Annotated in this window: 19 protein-coding genes, 1 other RNA gene and 1 CRISPR repeat array; of the genes, 14 read left to right on the forward strand and 6 right to left on the reverse strand. The window is 46.3% G+C overall.

Annotation, left to right across the window (positions count from 1 at the left end; genetic code table 11):
• The coding region (locus tag ACTIE0_RS08745; protein ID WP_439516880.1) for a sirohydrochlorin chelatase at positions 1–597 on the forward strand (597 nt) is incomplete at its 5' end.
• Between the two features lie 375 nt (positions 598–972).
• Positions 973–2,133: direct repeats of the CRISPR family, unit length 37 nt; unit sequence GTCCAACCCTACCAATTCCCCGTCAGGGGACGGAAAC.
• A 145-nt stretch (positions 2,134–2,278) separates the two neighbouring features.
• Positions 2,279–3,025: a WecB/TagA/CpsF family glycosyltransferase gene (locus ACTIE0_RS08750; protein ID WP_006670865.1), complete on the forward strand. Its 747-nt coding sequence runs from the start codon at positions 2,279–2,281 to the stop codon at positions 3,023–3,025.
• On the opposite strand, the gene ACTIE0_RS08755 is transcribed toward ACTIE0_RS08750, so the two are convergent.
• Both ACTIE0_RS08755 and ACTIE0_RS08760 read right to left on the reverse strand, forming a co-directional pair.
• A complete protein-coding gene (locus ACTIE0_RS08755; RefSeq protein WP_006670864.1) occupies positions 3,026–4,396 on the reverse strand; it encodes a protein kinase domain-containing protein in 1,371 nt (456 codons plus the stop codon).
• 62 nt (positions 4,397–4,458) lie between these two features.
• Complete coding sequence (locus ACTIE0_RS08760; RefSeq protein ID WP_006670863.1) at positions 4,459–5,025, reverse strand: 1,2-dihydroxy-3-keto-5-methylthiopentene dioxygenase; 567 nt, start codon at positions 5,023–5,025, stop codon at positions 4,459–4,461.
• Positions 5,026–5,097: 72 nt separating this feature from the next.
• Between ACTIE0_RS08760 and ACTIE0_RS08765 the strand changes: the two genes are divergently transcribed.
• Entirely contained in the window at positions 5,098–5,301 is a 204-nt protein-coding gene (locus ACTIE0_RS08765) for a hypothetical protein (RefSeq protein WP_006623454.1), read from the forward strand.
• 48 nt (positions 5,302–5,349) lie between these two features.
• On the opposite strand, the gene rnpB is transcribed toward ACTIE0_RS08765, so the two are convergent.
• Positions 5,350–5,732, reverse strand: an RNA gene (gene rnpB / locus ACTIE0_RS08770) — RNase P RNA component class A.
• 113 nt (positions 5,733–5,845) lie between these two features.
• Here rnpB and ACTIE0_RS08775 point away from each other — a divergent pair.
• Complete coding sequence (locus ACTIE0_RS08775) at positions 5,846–7,780, forward strand: CHASE2 domain-containing protein (RefSeq protein WP_439516881.1); 1,935 nt, start codon at positions 5,846–5,848, stop codon at positions 7,778–7,780.
• Here the strand turns inward: ACTIE0_RS08775 and ACTIE0_RS08780 are convergent.
• Positions 7,771–8,214, reverse strand: coding sequence for a response regulator (locus tag ACTIE0_RS08780; RefSeq protein ID WP_006670860.1), 444 nt, complete (start codon positions 8,212–8,214; stop codon positions 7,771–7,773). The two genes, ACTIE0_RS08775 and ACTIE0_RS08780, sit on opposite strands and share 10 nt — an antisense overlap.
• A 350-nt stretch (positions 8,215–8,564) precedes the next feature.
• A complete protein-coding gene (locus ACTIE0_RS08785) occupies positions 8,565–9,275 on the reverse strand; it encodes a response regulator (RefSeq protein WP_006670859.1) in 711 nt (236 codons plus the stop codon).
• A gap of 303 nt (positions 9,276–9,578) precedes the next feature.
• Here ACTIE0_RS08785 and ACTIE0_RS08790 point away from each other — a divergent pair, with 303 nt between their 5' ends.
• Positions 9,579–10,697, forward strand: a complete 1,119-nt coding sequence (locus tag ACTIE0_RS08790) for an ATP-binding response regulator (protein WP_006623458.1) — start codon at positions 9,579–9,581, stop codon at positions 10,695–10,697.
• Positions 10,698–10,796: 99 nt separating this feature from the next.
• Positions 10,797–12,590, forward strand: a complete 1,794-nt coding sequence (aspS, locus tag ACTIE0_RS08795) for an aspartate--tRNA ligase (protein WP_315639330.1) — start codon at positions 10,797–10,799, stop codon at positions 12,588–12,590.
• 17 nt (positions 12,591–12,607) lie between these two features.
• On the opposite strand, the gene ACTIE0_RS08800 is transcribed toward aspS, so the two are convergent.
• Positions 12,608–13,000 (reverse strand): Fur family transcriptional regulator, encoded by a 393-nt coding sequence (locus ACTIE0_RS08800; RefSeq protein ID WP_006623460.1) that lies wholly within the window; start codon positions 12,998–13,000, stop codon positions 12,608–12,610.
• 85 nt (positions 13,001–13,085) lie between these two features.
• On the opposite strand from ACTIE0_RS08800, the gene ACTIE0_RS08805 reads away from it, so the two are divergent.
• From ACTIE0_RS08805 to ACTIE0_RS08840, 8 genes are all read left to right on the forward strand, one after another.
• Positions 13,086–13,358 (forward strand): DUF4007 family protein, encoded by a 273-nt coding sequence (locus ACTIE0_RS08805; protein ID WP_315639332.1) that lies wholly within the window; start codon positions 13,086–13,088, stop codon positions 13,356–13,358.
• A gap of 280 nt (positions 13,359–13,638) precedes the next feature.
• On the forward strand, positions 13,639–13,893 hold the full coding sequence (locus ACTIE0_RS08810; RefSeq protein ID WP_006618799.1) for a hypothetical protein: 255 nt from the start codon (positions 13,639–13,641) through the stop codon (positions 13,891–13,893).
• Positions 13,890–14,042: a hypothetical protein gene (locus ACTIE0_RS08815; protein ID WP_006623462.1), complete on the forward strand. Its 153-nt coding sequence runs from the start codon at positions 13,890–13,892 to the stop codon at positions 14,040–14,042. The genes ACTIE0_RS08810 and ACTIE0_RS08815 overlap by 4 nt, the downstream gene beginning before the upstream one ends.
• A gap of 321 nt (positions 14,043–14,363) precedes the next feature.
• A complete protein-coding gene (locus ACTIE0_RS08820; protein ID WP_006623463.1) occupies positions 14,364–15,290 on the forward strand; it encodes a DUF4007 family protein in 927 nt (308 codons plus the stop codon).
• A 4-nt stretch (positions 15,291–15,294) separates the two neighbouring features.
• Entirely contained in the window at positions 15,295–18,810 is a 3,516-nt protein-coding gene (locus ACTIE0_RS08825; RefSeq protein WP_315664261.1) for a hypothetical protein, read from the forward strand.
• 23 nt (positions 18,811–18,833) lie between these two features.
• Positions 18,834–19,442 (forward strand): Uma2 family endonuclease, encoded by a 609-nt coding sequence (locus ACTIE0_RS08830; RefSeq protein WP_439516882.1) that lies wholly within the window; start codon positions 18,834–18,836, stop codon positions 19,440–19,442.
• A 67-nt stretch (positions 19,443–19,509) separates the two neighbouring features.
• A complete protein-coding gene (locus ACTIE0_RS08835) occupies positions 19,510–19,794 on the forward strand; it encodes a phosphoadenosine phosphosulfate reductase domain-containing protein (protein WP_006670701.1) in 285 nt (94 codons plus the stop codon).
• Positions 19,795–19,801: 7 nt separating this feature from the next.
• A complete protein-coding gene (locus ACTIE0_RS08840; RefSeq protein WP_006670700.1) occupies positions 19,802–20,929 on the forward strand; it encodes an HNH endonuclease domain-containing protein in 1,128 nt (375 codons plus the stop codon).
• Positions 20,930–20,932 lie beyond the last annotated feature (3 nt).

Below are 20,932 nucleotides of genomic sequence, written 5' to 3' on the forward strand. Positions count from 1 at the left end.
GTTTTGGAGTTGGGACCGACTCCGCTATCTGCACAAATTCACCAATTCGCTGAGTATAGCCTGAGTTTAGGGATTCATCGAGTCCAAATTCTGCCGTTGTTTCTGTTACCTGGGGTCCATGTGGGAGAAGATATCCCCACGGAGGTGGAGTTAGCCCAAAAATCCCTGGGAACCGAGATAGAAATTCACCTACAACCTTATCTGGGAAGCCAACGCCAGCAGTTGTCTGTACTGCTGGAAAATGTTATGATTGGTTACGATGTTGATGCTTGGATTCTACTTTCCCATGGGAGTCGCCGCGCGGGTGGAAATGAAGCGATCGCTCACCTAGCCCATAAAATCAACGCTTCTGTGGCTTATTGGTCTGTGGCTCCGGGGATGGAGTCACGGGTTCAGGAGTTGCTACAAGCAGGATATCACCGGATTGGGATTTTGCCTTATTTCCTGTTCTCGGGTCGCACTACTGATGCGATCGTTGATTTGGTGGCTAATCTTGGTGACAGGTTTCCCGACAGCCAACTACACCTCACGCCACCCCTAGACCATAGCCCACACCTGGGCGATTTGATTTGTACTTGGGCGGAATCTTGCCTCTAGGATACCACCTGCCTGCTGCAGTGGGTGGTGATTCTCATAATTCTTTCCCTTTTGAGAGGCGATCGACACTCCCTAATGGCTCTGTTGCCTTGGGGGTAATAGTTGCGGGGTTTGTAAAGTTATATTACAGATTCTCATAACCTCGCGCGAGTTTGAATAGGGCGATCGTTCAAGTAAACTGGAGCCAACAACAGAAAAGTTTTTGTTTTTGGGGGTTGACAGTCTGGCGCTGTCTCTGATAGTATTAATTTACGTGAAAACAAAGGAATTTGCTTCGACAAAAACAGCCTGTAAAGTTTTGTTAAGCACCTTCTAGGTAGTCTCGCGCGATCGCACCTTGAAAACCCCATACTGCAACGTTTCCAAAGGTATAGGGTCCAACCCTACCAATTCCCCGTCAGGGGACGGAAACTTTTCGAGATTTCAGCCGCGATACCGCGGATTTCTGCTTCTATGTCCAACCCTACCAATTCCCCGTCAGGGGACGGAAACCGCGATTTCCGCTTCTATCGCTGCTGAATTTCTGATGTCCTCCTGTCCAACCCTACCAATTCCCCGTCAGGGGACGGAAACGGTTCTTTAGTATTTATCTCCATAAATACGAACTCTGTACCCTGTCCAACCCTACCAATTCCCCGTCAGGGGACGGAAACATGCAGGGTTAGAAATTAACTTCAGGAACAGTTCATAGGAGAACTGACCGTTGAGTCCAACCCTACCAATTCCCCGTCAGGGGACGGAAACCCCCCCGGTCACTGAGACGATTTGTTCTGAGATGATAATCTCCTGTCCAACCCTACCAATTCCCCGTCAGGGGACGGAAACTCAAACTTGACTAGTTGAAGGTACTGCCCATATTGGGGCAGAGTCCAACCCTACCAATTCCCCGTCAGGGGACGGAAACCAATTACAGCATGAACGACTCAATTTGAAAGCCAGGGGCTTCTTGGTGTCCAACCCTACCAATTCCCCGTCAGGGGACGGAAACTTAGGAATGCCCTAGGTGTTATCCCTTCAGCTGCACCTGGTCCAACCCTACCAATTCCCCGTCAGGGGACGGAAACTTCATTGCCTCTCGCTCGATGTGCCATTTTCCCTTTGACTTGAGATGGTCCAACCCTACCAATTCCCCGTCAGGGGACGGAAACCATGATTATCTTACCGTTCGGGAGCTCCTTCTTCTCCCGAGTCCAACCCTACCAATTCCCCGTCAGGGGACGGAAACTACTTCACATAACTACCCTCACATAACTTCCCTTACCATAGTCCAACCCTACCAATTCCCCGTCAGGGGACGGAAACTCAACTTGTCCTGTGGTATCTGTAGCCCTCTCCGGCATTGCGTCCAACCCTACCAATTCCCCGTCAGGGGACGGAAACTCAGAAGAATACAAAACTAAAGTGTGTTTAAATCTTATGGTCCAACCCTACCAATTCCCCGTCAGGGGACGGAAACTGAGCCAACGTCATGCCCCTTTTTAGAAGTTTTACAGTTCTCCGTCCAACCCTACCAATTCCCCGTCAGGGGACGGAAACCGTTTCCGCTATTTTTGAGCCAACCAAACCATTGAGCCAACCGGACGATCGCATTTCCCAGACCAGGAAAGCGAAACTGCAGAAATTAGTTAATTTGGAGAGCGATCGCCAGGTATAATTTTCTGTGAGGGAATTAACTCAATCCATGGCACCAAGTTCATTGACACCAGAAACACACCTACCAACTTTCCCCGTTTTGGGATTACCAGTACATCTGGCTGATAATTATAGCCAGTGGCTGTCATCGCGGCTGAGTCAGGGTTTGGGAACTAATGTCATCACCCTCAATGCTGAAATGGCGATCGCCGCCGAATCTAATCAACCCCTAGCCGAATTAATCCGAAACGCCGACCTAGTAATTCCTGACGGTGCGGGGGTGGTGCTTTATTTAAAATTCAAAGGACACCCTATCCAGCGTTGTCCGGGAATTGAATTAGCCGAAACCCTCCTCCATGAGTTTAACCAGCTAATACCCTCTGGATTGGTGTTTTTTTATGGTGGAAAACCTGGCATTGCTCAAAAAGCCGCAGAGCATTTTCAGCACCGGATTAAAGGTTTGGCGATCGCCTCTTATCACGGCTATCTGTCCGACTCCGAAGAACAGGAAATGCTTGCCAGTCTCCAGGAATTACAACCTCAATTAATTCTAGTCGGTTTAGGGGTTCCCCGTCAAGAGTTTTGGATTGCTAAAAATCGCCATTTATGTCCTGATGCTGTGTGGATTGGAGTTGGTGGCAGTTTTGATATTTGGGGGGGAGAAAAACAACGCGCCCCCGCTTGGTTTTGTGAACATCATTTAGAATGGCTTTATCGTTTGTATCAGGAACCTTGGCGGTGGCGGAGAATGTTGGCTTTACCCTATTTTGCTTGGAAGGCTTGGCTCAGGTCTTGATTAGCCGATGCCACACTCCTCTAATTTTGCCATAATTGCCAGAACTCTCGTCAATCCAAACCCTCCTAATTTCCCCATTAATCTACTGGCGATCGCAATATCCCCCACCCTCCCCGACGGGAGATGACCGGGGGGTGCTTTGTCTATTTCAAACACTAAGTTATTGTACCATAACCAGTCATTCGGTCGCCGCCATCCCACCTTTTCCCCAAACAGCTTATAAGTCTCTATATCCGCACTGGTAGAACCCCCGATTTCTTGCCAAATTCGATACTGGACACTAAATCCGAATCGACCATTACTATATTGACACCAAAGCTGATCAATGGTGCGGAATATATCACAGGGTAACTTCCCCAAACTCTCTATATCCAAATAACCTTGACTTTCCCTATGGGCTACTGCTAAAATTAACGTGGTGGTTTCTCGGTCCGCATCCTTCCATCTGCCACTTTTCAGCAGCTTTTCTAGGAAACTATAGTCGGTAGATGGTGATAACAATGCTTTCAGGTCGTCTCGGACTTCCGACGCACTTGAAGCCCGTTTATTGCTGCTGGTCATCACCATTTTATCTAGTATATCTGCGAGGGGAGAATTTAGGCGATCGCCTAAATATTTGCGCCAATTCCATTCCCCATCATGAACATTGTATAATTGCCAGGGGGGTACTTGGGTTAATAAATAAATACAGGTCACACCCAAGCTGTAGATATCACTGCTAAAGTTAGCCTGTCCCAACGTTTGTTCCGGTGCCGCATATCCCGAGGAACCTATGCTAGTCCCCGGACTGGTTAAAGCCTTCGCTGTCGCAAATTTTGCCGCCCCAAAATCCACTAAAATCAGTTGCTGGTCCGGGTGTCTTCTGATGATATTATCCGGTTTAATATCCCGGTGAATTACCTGCTTATTATGGATAAAATCCAACAGCGGTAATAAACTCCCCAGCAGATTAATCACCTGTTGCTGGCTGAATTTTCCCTGGGTTTCCAACTCCTTTAGCAGCGTTTTACCGGGGATATATTCCTGCACTAAATATTGGCGATTATCCTGGGTAAAATAGGCATAAAGTGCGGGGATTTGGGGATGATGTCCTAACTCATCTAAACGCACCGCTTCCAGTTCAAACAGTTGTTTAGCTTTCTCAATTCCCTGAGTCCCCACCCCTTGGGGAAAAAACTGTTTAATCACACAAAGAGGCTTCGAGGGTTTGTCCTCATCAACCGCTTTAAAAGTGCGACCAAAGCCACCTTGACCGATAATGGCGATCGCCCTATAGCGTTCTTTTAATAACAGTTTAGCACCACATCGCTGACAAAACCTGCTATCAGGTGGGTTATTAGCCAAACAGTCAGGATTGAGACATTGACTCATTGACCCTCCCTCCTAGACAACCCCCTAACCTTATCTTACCTAATCCCAGTGCGATCGCGCCATCAACCCAAAACCGCCGCCGCCGAATCCCGGGAAATCCGAATTTTAGTGTTAGTATATTCCGGGGTCCATCCCTCCGTATTACTAAAATAGCGCACCGCCTTAATTCTCTTAGTATCCGTCAAGTGAAACCAGTGTTCCGTCCCTGCTGGAACATTAATATATTCTTCCGCTTCAATGACTAACTCCATTTGACCACCATCAACACCCACAAAACCAAAGACACCTTCCCCCTCAATAATATAGCGCACTTCATCATCAGCGTGGGTGTGGCACTGCTCAAACTTAGCCAGTAAGCCGTCTAAGTTAGGGATATCAGGATGTAAAACGATTAAATCCCTGGACTGATAACCAGCCGTTTCCTGAAGTTCCTTAAAATACCCATCCAGAGATTGTAGCACCTGTTGTTTTTGGTTGTCATCCAAACTCGCCTCACCCAATAGGCGGCGAATTTCTGGATCTTCTCCCACAGGCCATCTATTTAGGTTAACATTCAAAGCGGAAAGTTCTCGCCTAATATCTTCTAGGTCAGTATAGGTAACCCCATTTTCCAGGTGTAAAATTGCCATGGTTGTCCTTGATAATCAGCGCCCCTCATTATAGCATATTGACATAATAGCCCAACCCAGAAATCATCACTTATGTCCGAAGATACATCAAGCAACCATCAGGAGTTATTAGAAATTTGGCGATCGCAAATTCGCCAAGCCGATATTAATAACGTTTTCTGTCATTGTCGAGACTGTGAAGCCGAATGGGTAAGTTCAGCCTGGGACGAAAACTGCGCCAGTTGTGGAAGCACAAATATCGAGAGAATATCCTGTTGGCAATTTCCCGATGATTAACAATTCCCCGTCGCCGAGAAATCCCCTTTCTTTGTGGGTTGTTAAAAAGGCAAGAGCCAGACATAAGCCGGGTTCTGTTGTCTCAACTGCCAATAGCAATCAAGATAGCAGTTATCTATCTGGGATGTCTGTTACCAGACACCTCTAGCGGTACACCATAAACGGGATCGGTAAAAGACCAACCGTCATCCCTGCGACCTTGCTCCCAACCGGGGTTTACCGAGCCGATACCTCACGATATCGCTGGTGCGCTCTTACCGCACCTTTGCACCCTTACCAGTGAGCCAAATTAGCCCCTTTGGCGGTATGTTTCTGTGGCACTATCCTCACGATCGCTCGCACTGGGCGTTACCCAGCAAGTCTGGTCTTTGGGGAGCCCGGACTTTCCTCAGATCCAAATTAATGAATCCGCAACCGCCTGCGCCAACTCTCGCCCTAGGGTAATTATAACAAATATCGGCATTCCCCGGTTAAATTTCCCCCAGTCTTTCCCCGTGTGGGTAATAATAATAATGGGAATGGCTAGACCAAATGGGGATTAACCGTGAGTGGGAAGTGGTTGCAAGTTTTCAAAAACAAACGCGCAGATCTCAAAGAGATTATCGCCTGTGCGATCGCCAATGCGATCGTTATCCTGGCAATTTTGCTCCTGAAACAGGCGGGAGGACTCCAAACCCTCGAATTGATAGCCTTTGATATTATGGTGCGGTTGCGCAACGATTTAGAGCCAGATCCGCGATTATTGATAGTTGGTATCACCGAGGAAGATATAGTCGCCTTCAATCGCTGGCCTTTATCTGATGAAGTTATCGCCCAACTTTTAGATCGCCTCTCCCAGCTACAACCTCAAGCGATCGGTTTAGATATCTATCGGGACATTCCCTATGAACCCGGACATCAATCATTAATCCAACAGCTTGACAACCCCAAAATTATCACCATCAAAGCCCTAGGAGATGCAGAAGTTCAGGGAACCCTCGCCCCTCCCACCGTCCCCCCCAGTCGGGTCGGATTCAATGATTTATTGCTAGACCCTGATGGAGTAGTGCGCCGCAATTTAATGTTAGCCACCATTGAAGACGAACCCTTCTACTCATTTTCCATGCGACTCGCCCTCAGATACTGGCAAAAACAGGGAATAGAACCCACCAATAGCCCCCTTCACCCTGATGATATTCGTTGGGGGGCGGCGGAATTTTTACCCCTTGACCGCACCAGTGGCGGATATCAGACCATTGATGACCAAGGATATCAAATTCTCCTCGATTACCGTTCCCGTAAACCCTTGGCTAGGGTGGTGAGTGTGAGCGAGGTTCTCTATGGTAACATCCCCTCCTCCTGGGTAGAGGATAAAATCGTGTTAATCGGAACGATCGCACCCAGCGGAAAAGATCTATTTCTGACTCCCTATAGTCCCAGCCGCAGAATTTCCCCGAAAATGCCAGGAGTGTTAATTCACGCCCAAATGGTTAGTCAACTTTTAGATGTGGTGGCGGGAGAACGTTCTCTGTTTGTGTTTTGGCCACCTTGGGCAGAATTTGTCTGGGCTATAGGTTGGGGGGTGGTAGGTGTCATGGTCGTTGTCGTGGTGCGTCATCCCCTGGTGTGGATATTTTGCCCCCCACTAATGTTAGGGGTTTTGTGGATGGGGGGATTTTACCTATTTTTAAACAGTGTCTGGGTTCCCATGGTTACCCCTAGCCTTACTCTCCTGTTTACTTCTGTGATTGTGATTATTTACCTGGGATTTCGCGCCCAGCGACAGCAACAGGTGGTGATGGGATTACTCGGACAAAATGCCTCCCCGGAAATCGCCAAGGCTTTATGGAATAGTCGCGATCGCCTGATGACTAATGGCAAGTTACCCGGGGAGAAACTGGTGGCTACTATGCTATTTACTGATATCCGCAATTTTAGCACAATTTCCGAGCAAATACCCCCAGAACAATTAATCGAATGGCTGAATGAGTATCTGGCTACCTTAACTCAATGTGTCCATAGTCATCGAGGTATTATCAACAAGTTTATGGGAGATGGGATTATGGCTGCTTTTGGCGTTCCTATCGCCCGCACTACGGAGGCAGAAATTGCTCAAGATGCCTATGCGGCGGTGGCTTGTGCTTTGGAAATGGGCGATCGTCTCATGGAGTTAAATAAACTTTGGCAATCCCAAAATCTACCCGTTATTGAAATGAGAGTTGGGATTTTTACCGGACCGATAGTTGCTGGCAGTTTAGGCAGTCGCGATCGACTAGAATATTGCTTGTTGGGAGATTCCGTTAATATTGCCTCTCGCCTGGAAAGTTGTGAGAAAGATAGACAGTCTGAACCCTGTCGCATCCTCATTGCTTATCAAACTTTAGTCTATCTTCCCGATGTATTTGAGGTAGAATCTTGGGGATTGATTCCTCTCAAAGGCAAACAGCAACTGATTGATGTTTACCGGATTTTAGGCTGGCAATCTCCACCTCAACCATAGGAACCCAGACAATATTCATTTCTAGGCTTTTTTGTCTTCTTTAACAACCCCTCCACTTGAGACAATAATAAATCCAAATCAATGGGTTTGTAAATGATACCATCCACATCAATCTGTGCCTGTTCTCTTTCTTCCAAATAGCCACAAGCCGTCATAATCAAGACCGGAATAAACGGGATGGTTGGTTGACACCTCAAGATTTTTATCACCTCATAACCGCTCATTTTTGGCATCATCAAATCCAAGATAATTAAGTCCGGCGGTGATGACTCAACCATCTGCAATGCCACCTGACCACTCTCGGCTGTTTGCACGTTGTAGCCAGCATCTTGCAGCAGAATTTCTACTAATAATCTGCCATCTATGGAGTCATCTACTATCAGGATATTAGCCGGGTTTTGGGGGATTACACTATCATAAATATTCATAGTCATTTTGTTGACAATATCCAACCAAATTTTCTGCAATTTACCCAGACAAAGCCAGGGGGAAAACTCTTAACTTATATCTGGGTTATTAGTATCATCGAGATGGCACGGAATTTGATGGTAGCCGATTTACAGTTACCCATTCCATACTCAATAACTTATAATATACAATACCCCCATCTATCCTCTATCTAGGGAAGTATAAAAATACCTATGTCAAGATTTGATGTCAACGCACCTAAAAAGCGGCTGATTAACATAAATCAACCGATAGTGTCAACAGGGTAAAACCCATTTGATTAGAGAGGAGACAATCGCAGAAAGCCAGAGGGGGTGGGGAATAGGAATTAAGGCAATTATTCAATCCAGCCGGAACGTAAAGCCCTGACCGCCGCCTGAGTGCGATCGTCAGCACACAATTTATTTAAAATACTGCGAACATGAGTCTTAACTGTACCCACAGTGATATATAACTTTTCAGCTATTTCGGCATTACTGCGTCCGCCGACAATCAATTCTAAGACCTCCAATTCCCGTTCAGTTAGGGGACAGGTAGATAAAAATTCTTTATACTCTGGTTCAACGGCATTTATAGTAACAGTAGCCGCATCCTTATTTTCACCTGGTAGATTTTGAGCCTGTTGTAAGACAGTGCGAGCAATCACGGGGTCAATCCAGGAATTGCCTTCACTGGTGACTTGGATAGCTTCCATTAAGCGATCGATACTCACATCTTTAACACTATAAGAATCTGCCCCCGCCGAAAAAGCACCCATCACAGCATCTTTATTATCGTGCATAGTCAGAATCAAAATCTTAGTATTTTGTCCCCCTTTTACCCGCAGATATTCTTTAAACTGTTGAGTTAATTCAATGCCATCTATATCAGGTAAACCAATATCAACAATTGCCACATCAGGTCGAGTCAATTTCAACACTTGTAAACCCTGGCGACCGTTGGAGGCTTCCCCCACAACTTCCACCTGTTCACTCTGTTGTAAGGCTGTTTTTAAACCCACACGAGTTAAATCATGATCTTCAATTAAAACCACCCGAATTTTTTTCATGATTTTACCTCCAGAAAATTTTATCAATACCAGTAAATCAATCTTAGGGGAGTTGTAACTGCTTTGTCGGAAAACAGCACTAGGCAAAATCTGCCATAATGTGCTGGTAGGAGGCTGACCCTGAGTTATTGTCAGCCACGAAACAATGATTGTATCATTAATAGGAGATGGGTCATCATCTCAGAGACAAGGCGGGAGTATCTCAACCCGATTTGACCCATTAACTGTTAAGGTGGTCTAAACGGACTCGATAGTGTGGCAAACTTTAGCTTTTTGGATAATTTCTGACAAAATACAATAACTATGTATTCTTCTGCTGTACCCTCAACACACTCCCGCCCAAATATCTTAGCGGTTGATGATTCCCCAGAAAATCTATTTCTGATTGAAGCCATGTTAGCTGACGAGGGATACACGGTTTATTGTCAACCGGACGGGGAGTCAGCCCTAAAAACGATATTAGAGAAGCCCCCCCAACTGGTATTATTGGATGTGATGATGCCGGGAATTGATGGGTATGAAGTGACGCGCCGTATCCGCAATAATCCCAATCTGCCATTTATCCCGATTTTATTGATTACAGCCCATGATCAGTCTAGTGTAGTGGAAGGACTGGACGCGGGGGCGGACGATTTTATCCGTAAACCGGTAGAAATTGACGAACTCCTAGCCAGAGTGCGATCGCTACTCAGACTTAAACATAGTATCGATGAACAGGCGCAAATGGCACGCCAACGGGAAGATTTTGTCTCTCGTCTCACCCACGACCTACGGACCCCCCTGGTGGCGGCGGATAGAATGTTAAAACTATTCCAGCAGGGTGCATTAGGACAAGTGACCCCAACAATGTCAGAGGCGATCGCTACTATGATTAGCAGTAACCAAAATCTGCTACAGATGGTAAATACCCTACTGGAAGTATATCGCTATGAAGCCGATCGCAAAACTATTGCCTTCTCTAGCCTAGACTTGAGTGCATTAGTCAAAGAGGTAGTGGAAGAATTGACCCCCCTGGCTATGGAAAAAGGCTTAACCATAGATATAGACCAGGTGGAAGCGGGGATATCAATGGTGGGAGACCCCTTAGAATTGCGGCGGGTGGTGATGAATTTGTTGGGAAATGCGGTGAAATTTACAGATATGGGCAAAATTACCGTCCTTCTAAAGGTAGCAGCCACGCCGACCCATGGCACACCTGAGATAATTTTACAAGTTGAGGATACCGGAGAGGGAATGTCTGATGGCGATCGCGCCATTATTTTTGATCGGTTTCGTCAAGGAAACCATAAGCGATCGGGAAGTGGCTTAGGACTGCATTTGGTATCCCGAATTGTCGCCGCCCATCATGGCAGTATTGATGTGAAATCCCAAAAGGGTCAGGGTAGCTGTTTTACGGTCAAATTACCTAAAAAGTTGGCTTAGAAGTTGGCTTAAAAAATTAGTGCGAGTTTTCAGCATAATCTCGTATACTGGTACACTGCGAGACTAAAATTTTCAATTGAGAACCTACCCGCGATAACCATGAGAACCTACTACTGCGGACACCTAAGAAGTGTTAATATTGGAGAAACAGTCACCCTCTGCGGCTGGGTCGATCGCTATCGCGATCATGGGGGGGTGGTATTTCTGGATCTGCGCGATCGCAGTGGTCTGGTACAAATTATCAGCGATCCTGAACGCACCCCTAATTCCTACAGCCTTTCTACTTCTGTCCGTAATGAATACGTTTTACGCATCACTGGTCGGGTTTCACAGCGTCCCGAAGAGTCCATCAACCCCAAAATACCTGGGGGGGATATAGAAGTATATGCTGATGAAATCGAGATCCTCAACGGACTAGGAAAGCCTCTACCATTCCTGGTATCTAGTAATGATACCGAATCGGTCCGCGAAGAATTACGCCTCAAGTATAGATATTTGGACCTGCGACGGGAACGCATGACCCGTAACCTACAATTGCGCCATGAGGTGATTAAGGCTATGCGGCGCTTCCTGGAAGATCAAGAACATTTTATTGAGGTGGAAACCCCAATTTTGACGCGATCGACTCCCGAAGGCGCACGGGATTATTTAGTTCCCAGTCGGGTTAACCCCGGGGAGTGGTTCGCCCTTCCTCAGTCTCCCCAATTGTTTAAACAAATGCTGATGGTCTCCGGGTTCGATCGCTATTATCAGATCGCCCGCTGTTTCCGGGATGAAGATCTACGGGCTGACCGACAACCAGAATTTACTCAATTAGACATGGAGATGAGTTTCATGTCTCAGGAGGAAGTTCTCGCTTTAAATGAGAACCTGGTTTGTCATATTTTTAAGACTGTCAAAAATATTGATTTACCCCGCCCATTCCCGCGCATGACCTATAGTGAGGCGATGGAACGCTATGGGAGTGATAAGCCAGATACCCGCTTTGGCTTAGAACTGGCTGATGTTTCTGACCTGCTGAAAGATTCCGGTTTTAAAGTATTTTCCGCCGCCATCAAATCGGGGGGTATTGTGAAAATCCTGCCGATTCCTGGGGGAAATGATTTGATTTCTAATGTGCAAATTAAACCCGGTGGGGATTTGTTTAAAGAAGCCACCGAAGCCGGGGCGAAAGGATTGGCTTATATTAGGGTGAAAGCCGATGGACAAATCGATACTATCGGCGCGATTAAAGATAACCTGAGTGATGACCAAAAAGCGGAAATTCTGCAGCGCACTAATGCTAAAGCGGGGGATTTATTACTGTTTGGTGCGGGGGATGTAGCCACGGTTAATAAAACCTTGGACAGACTGCGATTAGTGATTGGTAACAGGTTGGGATTGATTGACCCGAACCAAATTAATCTGCTGTGGGTGACGGATTTTCCTATGTTTGAGTGGAACCAGGATGAAAAACGCCTGGAAGCTATCCATCACCCCTTTACTTCTCCCCATCCTGATGATATTAACGATTTGAAAACGGCGAGGGCTCAGGCTTACGATTTGGTGCTAAATGGTACGGAAATTGGCGGCGGTAGTCTCAGGATTTATCAGCGGGAAATTCAAGAGAAGGTGTTTGATGCGATCGGTTTATCTACGGAGGAAGCCTACAATAAATTTGGCTTTTTATTAGAAGCCTTTGAATATGGAACACCCCCCCATGGCGGTATTGCTTACGGTTTAGACCGCTTAGTGATGCTATTAGCTGGGGAAGATTCGATCCGAGATGTGATTGCATTTCCTAAGACACAACAAGCCCGTTGTTTGCTTACCAATGCACCGTCTGGGGTTGATCAAAAACAGTTAAAAGAACTACAGGTGGCTTCTACCTATAAGCCGAAAAAATCCGAGTGATTTGGTGGTGGAGACCATCACGATTTGCTGTTCTTAGCACAGCGATCGCATAAACCAAAAAATTCCAGGGTATGATAGTAAATCTTAAAATGGTGGGATTCTTGTAAGGTGGTTTCTAAATGATGCACTGGACACTCATCAATCACAATTGAGTAACCACACTCAACACAGGTCAGATAGTGTTCATCCTCCTGTACCAGACCATAAACAGATTCCCCAGTCCCTAATAGCCGCACATGAACCAAACCCTCCTTTTTCAGTGCATCGAGGGAACGGTAAATTGTGGCTAGTCCCATAGCCTGGTCATTTTTACGCATTTCCATATACAGATCCTGAGCCGAAAGCGATCGCCTCAGGGTTTTAAGTTTGTTCAAAATTCGTTCTTGACTACGAGTCCGACGAGTTTTCATCACTTCCCATTACCATTGCTCAATTTGGCGCTTATCTATAGGCTATCATTAATGATAACAATAGCAACCGCTGTCTACAACTATTATGATTCAAAGCCCTTCAAGTATCCAGTCCCCCAATCCGGTTTTCGCCCGTCACGAGACGTTTCACCCTCGGTTTGGCTGGCTAAAAAAGGGGTTTGATCAATCCGAAAAAGATGATCGTATTTTTTTGGCGGAAGATGCGCCAGTGCGTCTCGGTGTGGGGAAAAATATGGTGCGATCGCTTCGTTATTGGTGTCAAGCCTTTAAGATTTTAGAAGGCGATCGCCCCTTAGACCCAATCAGACTTACACCGTTGTTATCCCTCAATTTTTAGTCCAAGGCAGAGAAAAAACTTAGATTTTTGAACCTGTGAACAGGGGGATATGCACTGTGGGGAAACACTCCGAGATATGCGGTTGATTGTGATTGACCAATGGAAAAAAACTGTCTTCAGTGACGTTTAATCCTCCATTAAGGCGATCGCACGTTGAGGGTTAAGTAGTGGGAAGACCTGGCGGGTGATCAAACCTCCAGCGTACCCCTGGTGCAAAAGGTCACATAAAATCTGGTTATAATTTGTTCAAAATCTATCAATTGAACAGGCAAAATATACGATGGAAATTATCAAACTCAAAATCCGGGCGGATGGGGAAGGAAAAGTTATTTTACAAGTGCCTCAAGATTTAGCGAATCAAGAGTTAGAGATAGCTGTTATCTATCAATCCGCTTCTCCACCTTCCGCCACTCAAACCCCAGACGAATTAGGCTGGCCTCCGGGATTTTTTGAACAAACCGCAGGCTGTTTAGCCGATGAACCGTTGGTCAGATATGACCCAGGGGAATATCAGGTGAGGGAAGAAATCGAGTGATTTATTTACTGGATACAAATGTCTGTATTCTGTACCTAAATCGTCAGGATGAGAAGCCATGGCAGGAGAAATTTTTCCCCACCAAGGGCGATCGCCTCGGGAAAACCCGGTTGATCCGCCAACAGATTGAAGCGATCGCCCTGGTGTGAACTCTACCGCTTCTGGAATAGGAGGACGATGGCAGGGTCTCTATAGCCGCCGGTAGGTTGACTTTTTGCTCCAGCGCGGTACTATGGACGATGGACATATAGCGTTTCTCATGTCCATAAGGAATACGCCCTCACCCCAAACCCCTCTCCCAGAAAGGGAGAGGGGCTTTGAAAAGTACATAATGAGTCCACCGAACCGCTATAACAAGCTGATCCAGTCCCTGAGTTAAGAATGTAAAATTTTATTGCTCAGGCCGATCGCCCAGGCACAGACTGGGTAACAATAAGGGTTTTGTTTACCAGACGTCACCGGAAACCATCGTGATTCAAACCAGCCTCAATCGTCATATCATCGATCCACCCCAAAGCGTGAATCCGGTTTTTGCCCGTCACGAGACCTTTCACCCTCGGTTTGGCTGGCTGAAAAAGGGTTTTGATAAAGCTAAGGAAGATCCTGGGGTATTTTTGGCGGAAGATGCGCCAGTGCGTCTCGGTGTGGGGAAAAATATGGTGCGATCGCTTCGTTATTGGTGTCAAGCCTTTAAGATTTTAGAAGGCGATCGCCCTACAGTATTCGGCGAAAATCTTTTAAAAGATGACGGCTGGGATCCGTTTTTGGAAGATCCAGCTTCTCTGTGGTTGCTACACTGGAATTTGCTCAAACCCCCCTGCGACGCGGCAGCATGGCATTACACTTTTAATCAGTTTCGGCGGGTGGAATTTTCCCAAAATGATTTGTTCTTGGCGGTGTCCGACTATGGGAAAACTCTCAAAAAAAATCTGGCTGATTCTTCAATTAATAAAGATGTTAGCTGTCTGCTAAGGATGTACGTTAAACAAAGCCGAAATCATCAAGTGAGTGAGGATTCGATTGATTGTCCTTTTGCCGAATTGGGTTTAATTACTAGGGCTGGCGACTCTAAATATTACACCTTCCGAGTCAACCAGAAGCGGAATTTACCCCCGGAAATTGTAGTAGCAGCCTGCTTAGAATACGCTGAATTTGTGGGGCGTGAACAACGCACGATCGCCCTATCTCGGCTGCTTTATGATATCGGTAGTCCGGGGATGGTGTTTAAGTTGCCAGAAAGTGCCGTCTGTGATGCCATTGAACGGGTGGCGCGGGGGTGGGATGCGATCGGTTTATCGGAAGCCGCCGGATTAATTCAGTTTTACTTTACCCAAAATCCCCAAGAATTAGCGGATCATCTGCTGGGAATGTATTACAATAAAAGGAGAGTTGATTAATCCAATGCCTAAACTTTTATCAGATTATTTTAGCCTCAATCGTCGCTATTCTCGGTCTATCAATATCGAGCGGGATTTTGACAATGTGGAAGCCTTAGCCGGATATATTCTAACAGAGCGATCGCTAGATGCACTGCGGCGAATTTTGACCGGATTTACTAACCCCCAAGCTAACCGCGCCTGGACGCTAACCGGAGTCTATGGAACCGGAAAATCATCCTTTGCTCAATTCTTAATTGCCGCCTGTGGCGACGAAAAAAATTCCGCCCACCAGGAAGCCTTAGCACTAATTGAAACTACCCTTGGTAGCGACAGTAAAGAGTATTTATCATTAACTAAAACTATCCCCAAAGCAGGTTTTTTTAGGGCGATTGTCACCGCACAAAGGGAACCTTTAAGCCATACAATTATTAGGGCTTTATATCGTGGCTGTGAAAGTTTTTGGGCTGACAAAAACCCACAGAAAAGACCCCAAGTATACCGAGACTTAGTAGATTTAAATGCAGAAATTGACCACCAAAACTCTGTCAATAGTAAAGATGTTGTCACCCTAGTTAAAGAAATTAGTAAAGCCGCCGCAACTCCCCTGTTAATTATCATTGATGAGTTAGGGAAAAACCTAGAATTTGTCGCCCAAAATCAAGGGGCAGAAGATTTATATCTGTTGCAACAATTAGCAGAACTTCCTCGTGATAGCAATTCTCCCATTTATTTAATTGGTTTGCTACATCAAGCCTTTGCAGACTATGGGGAAAGATTGAGTTCTGTTCAACGCAACGAATGGGCGAAAATTCAAGGCAGGTTTGAAGATATCCCCTTTAAAGATTCCTCCCCTCAAATGCTTCGATTGGTGGGTAAGGCGATCGATGCTTCAAATGCCAAAACCTATACAGGCGCGATTAATGACAGGGCTAGACAATGGTTTGATTCACTACCTGTCGCACTTACCTCAGACATCACTACTGAGGTGCTGGGTGCAACCTATCCCCTGCATCCGTTGGCGGCGTTAGTATTACCTGAATTATGCACCCAATACGCCCAAAACGATCGCTCCTTATTTACATTCCTCACCAGTGCCGAACCCTATTCCTTTAGGCGCTATTTAGAAGAGACGATCGCAGATGATACGAAACTGCCGACCTTGAAACTCGACCGTGTTTACGACTATTTTATCGAAGCCGTGGGGATGGGTATCACCTCCCGCCCGAAACTGCAACGATGGATAGAAGTGCAGGGCTTAATTAACGATGTTTCCAAAACCTTGGATCCTGACAGTTTACGGGTGCTGAAAACTATCGGAACCTTAAATATTGTCACCACCACCGGGGGGCTGAAAGCTACACGATCGCTTGTGGCTTTGGCAATGTGTGACGGTGTGGACGAGTCCCAGGAGTGGGAAAAAGCGATCGAGAACCTGCTGCAAAAAGGAATCGTTACCTATCGGCGACAAGTTGATGAGTTGCGGATTTGGGAAGGGTCTGATTTTAATGTAGATAGCGCCGTAGCCGACTATTTGGGAAGCGATCGCACCACCCTAGTCGAACTTCTGTCGGAAATTCGCCCTTTGGAACCCCTAGTCGCCCAACGACACAGTTATGTTACAGGAACCCTGCGCTATTTTGAACGGCGCTATCTTGATAATCCTATACATCTCTCCGCTCTTTCTTGTACCCTGAAAGATGCCGACGGTGCGATCGCTTATTGGGTGGGGGAACAATTGCCCAATGTTATGCCAGAAATGACCACCGACGGCAAACCTTTAATCGTGGTTGGTGTCGCCAAATTGGAAACCTTGCGGATACAGGCGCGGGAATTGGCTGCATTGCGACACATTGAAAATAATGCTCCCGAATTGCAAAGCGACGGGGTGGCGCGGCGAGAAGTGCGTTACCGTTTAGTGCAAGCCGAGGAGTTATTTGATGATAGCCTTAGTCAGGCTTTTGACCTCGCGGAAAATCCCAACCAATGCTGGATTTTGGGAAAACAAGAAACCCTCAACCACATTACCCATTTTCACGCCCAACTGTCGCGGGTGTGCGATCAGGTTTATCCTCAAACCCCGATTTTGTGGAATGAACTAATCAATCGGCGCGACCTCACCTCCCAAGGCGCTAAGGCGAGACTGGAGTTGATTTCGGCAATGTTGCAATACGGCGATCGCCAACGGTTAGAATTGACAGGATACGGCCCGGAAGTGAGTATCTATTACTCCCTTTTGTCGGAAACCAAAATCCATCGCTGCGAGGATGACCAGTGGGGATTTTACCCGCCGCCGGAAGATGCGGGGATTTTCAACGTTTGGAAGGCGATTGAAACCTTTTGTCTGGAAGCGAAAGAACAACAGCAAACCTTAGATTTGCTTTATCAGCGCCTGCAAGCGCCTCCCTACGGCATGAAACAAGGGGCGATCGCCATATTGTTAGCGGCGGTGCTGCTTTACCTTATCGACGACGTGGGGGTTTATAAAGATGGCTCCTTTATCCCCGTGTTGGGATTGGAACATTTCGAGATATTGGTGAGGTATCCCGATCGCTTTTCCGTGAAATACTTTGAAGTCCTCGGAGTGCGATCGCAAGTCTTTAAAGAATTGGAGGCAATTTGGGGGAAACGCAAACCCCTCAATAAACCGGGGCTTCGTAATATCACCCTGTTAACAGTCGTTAAACCCTTGTTTCAATTCGCCAAAGCATTACCCCCCTACACCACTCAAACTAAGCGCCTCAGCGCCCAAGCAGTGGGGGTGTTGCAGGCGTTGCAGCGAGACCAGGAACCGGACGAACTGGTGTTTACATCTTTACCGCAAGCCTGTGGTTTGCCGGCAATTACCAGCCAAGAGGGAGAGGATGCCAATATTGCCAAAACCCTCCGCACCAAGCTAGTAGAAGCCCTGCGAGAGATTCAGACTGCTTATGATTGCTTGCTCAACGACTGTCAGACGCGCTTATACGAGGCGTTTGGCATCAGAAGCCCCGAAACTCGCCTGCGGGAAGATTTGCGAGTGCGTGCGAGTTATATTAGCGGTCAATCTCTGGAACGTCGCCTAACCAGTTTTGCTCAGGCGGCAGCAGATGAGAATAAAAGCGATCGCCAGTGGTTAGAAGCACTGGTGATGATAGTTGCCGATAAACCTGCCGAGTCCTGGACTGATGAAGATGCCACCGGATTCGAGATTAAACTCAGCGACATCGCCAGAAGGTTTAAGAACCTGGAAGCGTTGCAGAAAGAAGTCGCCGCCAAAGGAGAGGGATTTGAGGCGCGGCGGATTACCGTTACCCGTCCCGACGGCAAGGAAACCCACGGCATAGTCTGGAGCGATCGCGAATCTCAAGGTAAAATCGAGGCGTTGGTTGAAGAAATATTGCAAAAACCGATTTTGCGAGATAATCCTCAACTCCAGCAAGCCTTTGTTGCTAAACTAACCGAAAGAGTTTTGGCAGCAACCTCCCCCGAGAATATTCCTCAAATACAGCGAAAGCGTGAAACCCTGAAGCCTGAAGCCGATCAAATCAGTGTGAATTAATCGCCAAATCCAGGAGGTTTACCATGAATCCGACGAAAACTCCTCAGACTATGGAAAATCATCCCGTGGTGTTGCATCTCCATCCGGCGATCGAGTTAACCCCAGAGCAATTTTTAGAAATTTGTCAACTCAATCGAGACTTACGCCTTGAACGCACAGCCACAGGAGAATTAGTGATTATGCCCCCCACTGGCAGCGAAACGGGTGGACGCAATTTTAGACTACTCGGCCAGCTTTATAACTGGACTGAAGGAGACGAGACGGGAATTGGGTTTGATTCCAGTACGGGTTTTACTTTACCGAATGGAGCGCAAATTTCTCCCGATGCTGCTTGGGTGAAGTTGGAACGATGGAACGCCCTTACAGCAGAAGAACAGGAACAATTTGCTCCCCTTGCGCCGGATTTTGTGGTGGAATTGCGATCGCTATCTGACCCCTTAAAACTACTCCAAGACAAAATGCAACAGTACATCGATAATGGGGTGCAACTGGGATGGCTGATAGACCGCAAACAGCGTCGAGTTTACATATATCGTCCCGGAAATGCGGTAGAATGCCTCAATAATCCGGCTACAGTTAGTGGCGAGCCAATCTTGCCTGGGTTTGTTCTGGATTTAAGCAAAATTTGGTAAAAAAGCCCTCGAAAAACTTGCTAAAGTTAGGGTGAGCAGCCCGAAATGTGGGAAAATTACAGGAGATATGAGCAACAAACCCCTTCGACATATCCTCGGTTTATCCGGTGGCAAGGACAGCACGGCCCTCGCCGTACTCCTGCACAAACAGGTGCCGCAGATGGAATACTTCTTCTGCGACACTCATAAGGAGTTGCCCGAAACTTACGAGTATCTCGATCGCATCAAAGCTGGCTTAGGGATTAAAATTCACTATCTGAGTGCCAAGCGAGGATTTGACCATTGGCTCGACATTCATGGCGGGTTACTTCCCTCGCCCAATGTTTATCTAATCTTAGCAATCGGTTGTTAACCCCAAAATGAATGCCTCAGAACTCCCCAATTCTGACCACCTGAATATTGCAGCCTTATCAGCTCTATTTGTCCATACCACCAATTCCTACAAGTATCTTTTTTTCTGGTCACTTTTAGATATTCTAGCCCGCCAAAATTTCCACAAATCCCTATCGATTAGTTTCCGCGAAATCATCATCGAGATGCTGGCAAATGCTTGGTATCCGCACAATTATTTTAAATTATCCTTTGGCTCCCAAGATAAAATAGCAGACAAATTAGATACACTTGCATTAAAGGTGGGTGAACCCATATTAAAATTTAGAGACCCCGATAAAAAACTCCTGCGAACCACAATAGGTGAGCAAGACTTAGAGGATATTGTTAACTATATCACTCGATATGTTCCATTCCGTCTGCTTATGCCTTTTATGAGGAAACAGTTAAAAGGTATAGACATCGATCATGGAGTAGATCGCGAAATGCCGAAGGTTGCCCAACGTTACTTTGATATCTGCAAACCATTGTATTGTTTTGATTCAACGGTAAAGCAAGAGTGCCGTGGGATTATTTTACATTCGGAATGGGTTTCCTATCTGAAAGAAAACTATGCGATCGTTCGCGGGTGGGTATGCTGGGAATGGCTCAAATATATGCAAAAGTGCAATCCCAATGTTCCCGCAGTAGCCAATAAACTATTCCCCCCACAAAAACGAGATTCCCTGTCATCTCAGACGAAGTATTGGAAATTAGTTTTGCAGCATAGCGAGGTCAGGTGTATTTATTCAGGAACCATATTAACCCCTAATAATATTTCTCTCGACCACTATTTACCCTGGTCCTATGTCGCACACGATCGCCTTTGGAATTTAGTTCCAACTCTTCCCGAAATTAATTCCTCGAAATCCAACAAATTACCTAATCCCAGATATTTCCACAAATTTGTATGGCAGCAACACCAAGGATTAAGCATTTCTTATAAAATCATGGGATTGCCACAATGGCTAAAACAAATAGAATCTTATTTAATGGATCTCAAAATTTCCAACTCCTTAGATTTACTTGAAATCGACCGGCTGAGATCTGCTTATGAATCTACGATTCTTCCTTTAACGGAAATTGCAGCTAGGCAAGGGTTTGAGGATTGGATCTGATAA

The sequence above is a fragment of the Limnospira sp. genome (assembly GCF_051859755.1).
Lineage (GTDB): Bacteria > Cyanobacteriota > Cyanobacteriia > Cyanobacteriales > Microcoleaceae > Limnospira > Limnospira fusiformis.

Coding starts and splice junctions, on each gene's coding strand:
- ACTIE0_RS08750 (WP_006670865.1), top strand. CDS start 2,279: ATGGCACCAAGTTCATTGACACCAGAAACACACCTACCAACTTTCCCC.
- ACTIE0_RS08755 (WP_006670864.1), bottom strand. CDS start 4,396: ATGAGTCAATGTCTCAATCCTGACTGTTTGGCTAATAACCCACCTGAT.
- ACTIE0_RS08760 (WP_006670863.1), bottom strand. CDS start 5,025: ATGGCAATTTTACACCTGGAAAATGGGGTTACCTATACTGACCTAGAA.
- ACTIE0_RS08765 (WP_006623454.1), top strand. CDS start 5,098: ATGTCCGAAGATACATCAAGCAACCATCAGGAGTTATTAGAAATTTGG.
- ACTIE0_RS08780 (WP_006670860.1), bottom strand. CDS start 8,214: ATGACTATGAATATTTATGATAGTGTAATCCCCCAAAACCCGGCTAAT.
- ACTIE0_RS08785 (WP_006670859.1), bottom strand. CDS start 9,275: ATGAAAAAAATTCGGGTGGTTTTAATTGAAGATCATGATTTAACTCGT.
- ACTIE0_RS08790 (WP_006623458.1), top strand. CDS start 9,579: ATGTATTCTTCTGCTGTACCCTCAACACACTCCCGCCCAAATATCTTA.
- aspS (WP_315639330.1), top strand. CDS start 10,797: ATGAGAACCTACTACTGCGGACACCTAAGAAGTGTTAATATTGGAGAA.
- ACTIE0_RS08800 (WP_006623460.1), bottom strand. CDS start 13,000: ATGAAAACTCGTCGGACTCGTAGTCAAGAACGAATTTTGAACAAACTT.
- ACTIE0_RS08805 (WP_315639332.1), top strand. CDS start 13,086: ATGATTCAAAGCCCTTCAAGTATCCAGTCCCCCAATCCGGTTTTCGCC.
- ACTIE0_RS08810 (WP_006618799.1), top strand. CDS start 13,639: ATGGAAATTATCAAACTCAAAATCCGGGCGGATGGGGAAGGAAAAGTT.
- ACTIE0_RS08825 (WP_315664261.1), top strand. CDS start 15,295: ATGCCTAAACTTTTATCAGATTATTTTAGCCTCAATCGTCGCTATTCT.
- ACTIE0_RS08830 (WP_439516882.1), top strand. CDS start 18,834: ATGAATCCGACGAAAACTCCTCAGACTATGGAAAATCATCCCGTGGTG.
- ACTIE0_RS08835 (WP_006670701.1), top strand. CDS start 19,510: ATGAGCAACAAACCCCTTCGACATATCCTCGGTTTATCCGGTGGCAAG.
- ACTIE0_RS08840 (WP_006670700.1), top strand. CDS start 19,802: ATGAATGCCTCAGAACTCCCCAATTCTGACCACCTGAATATTGCAGCC.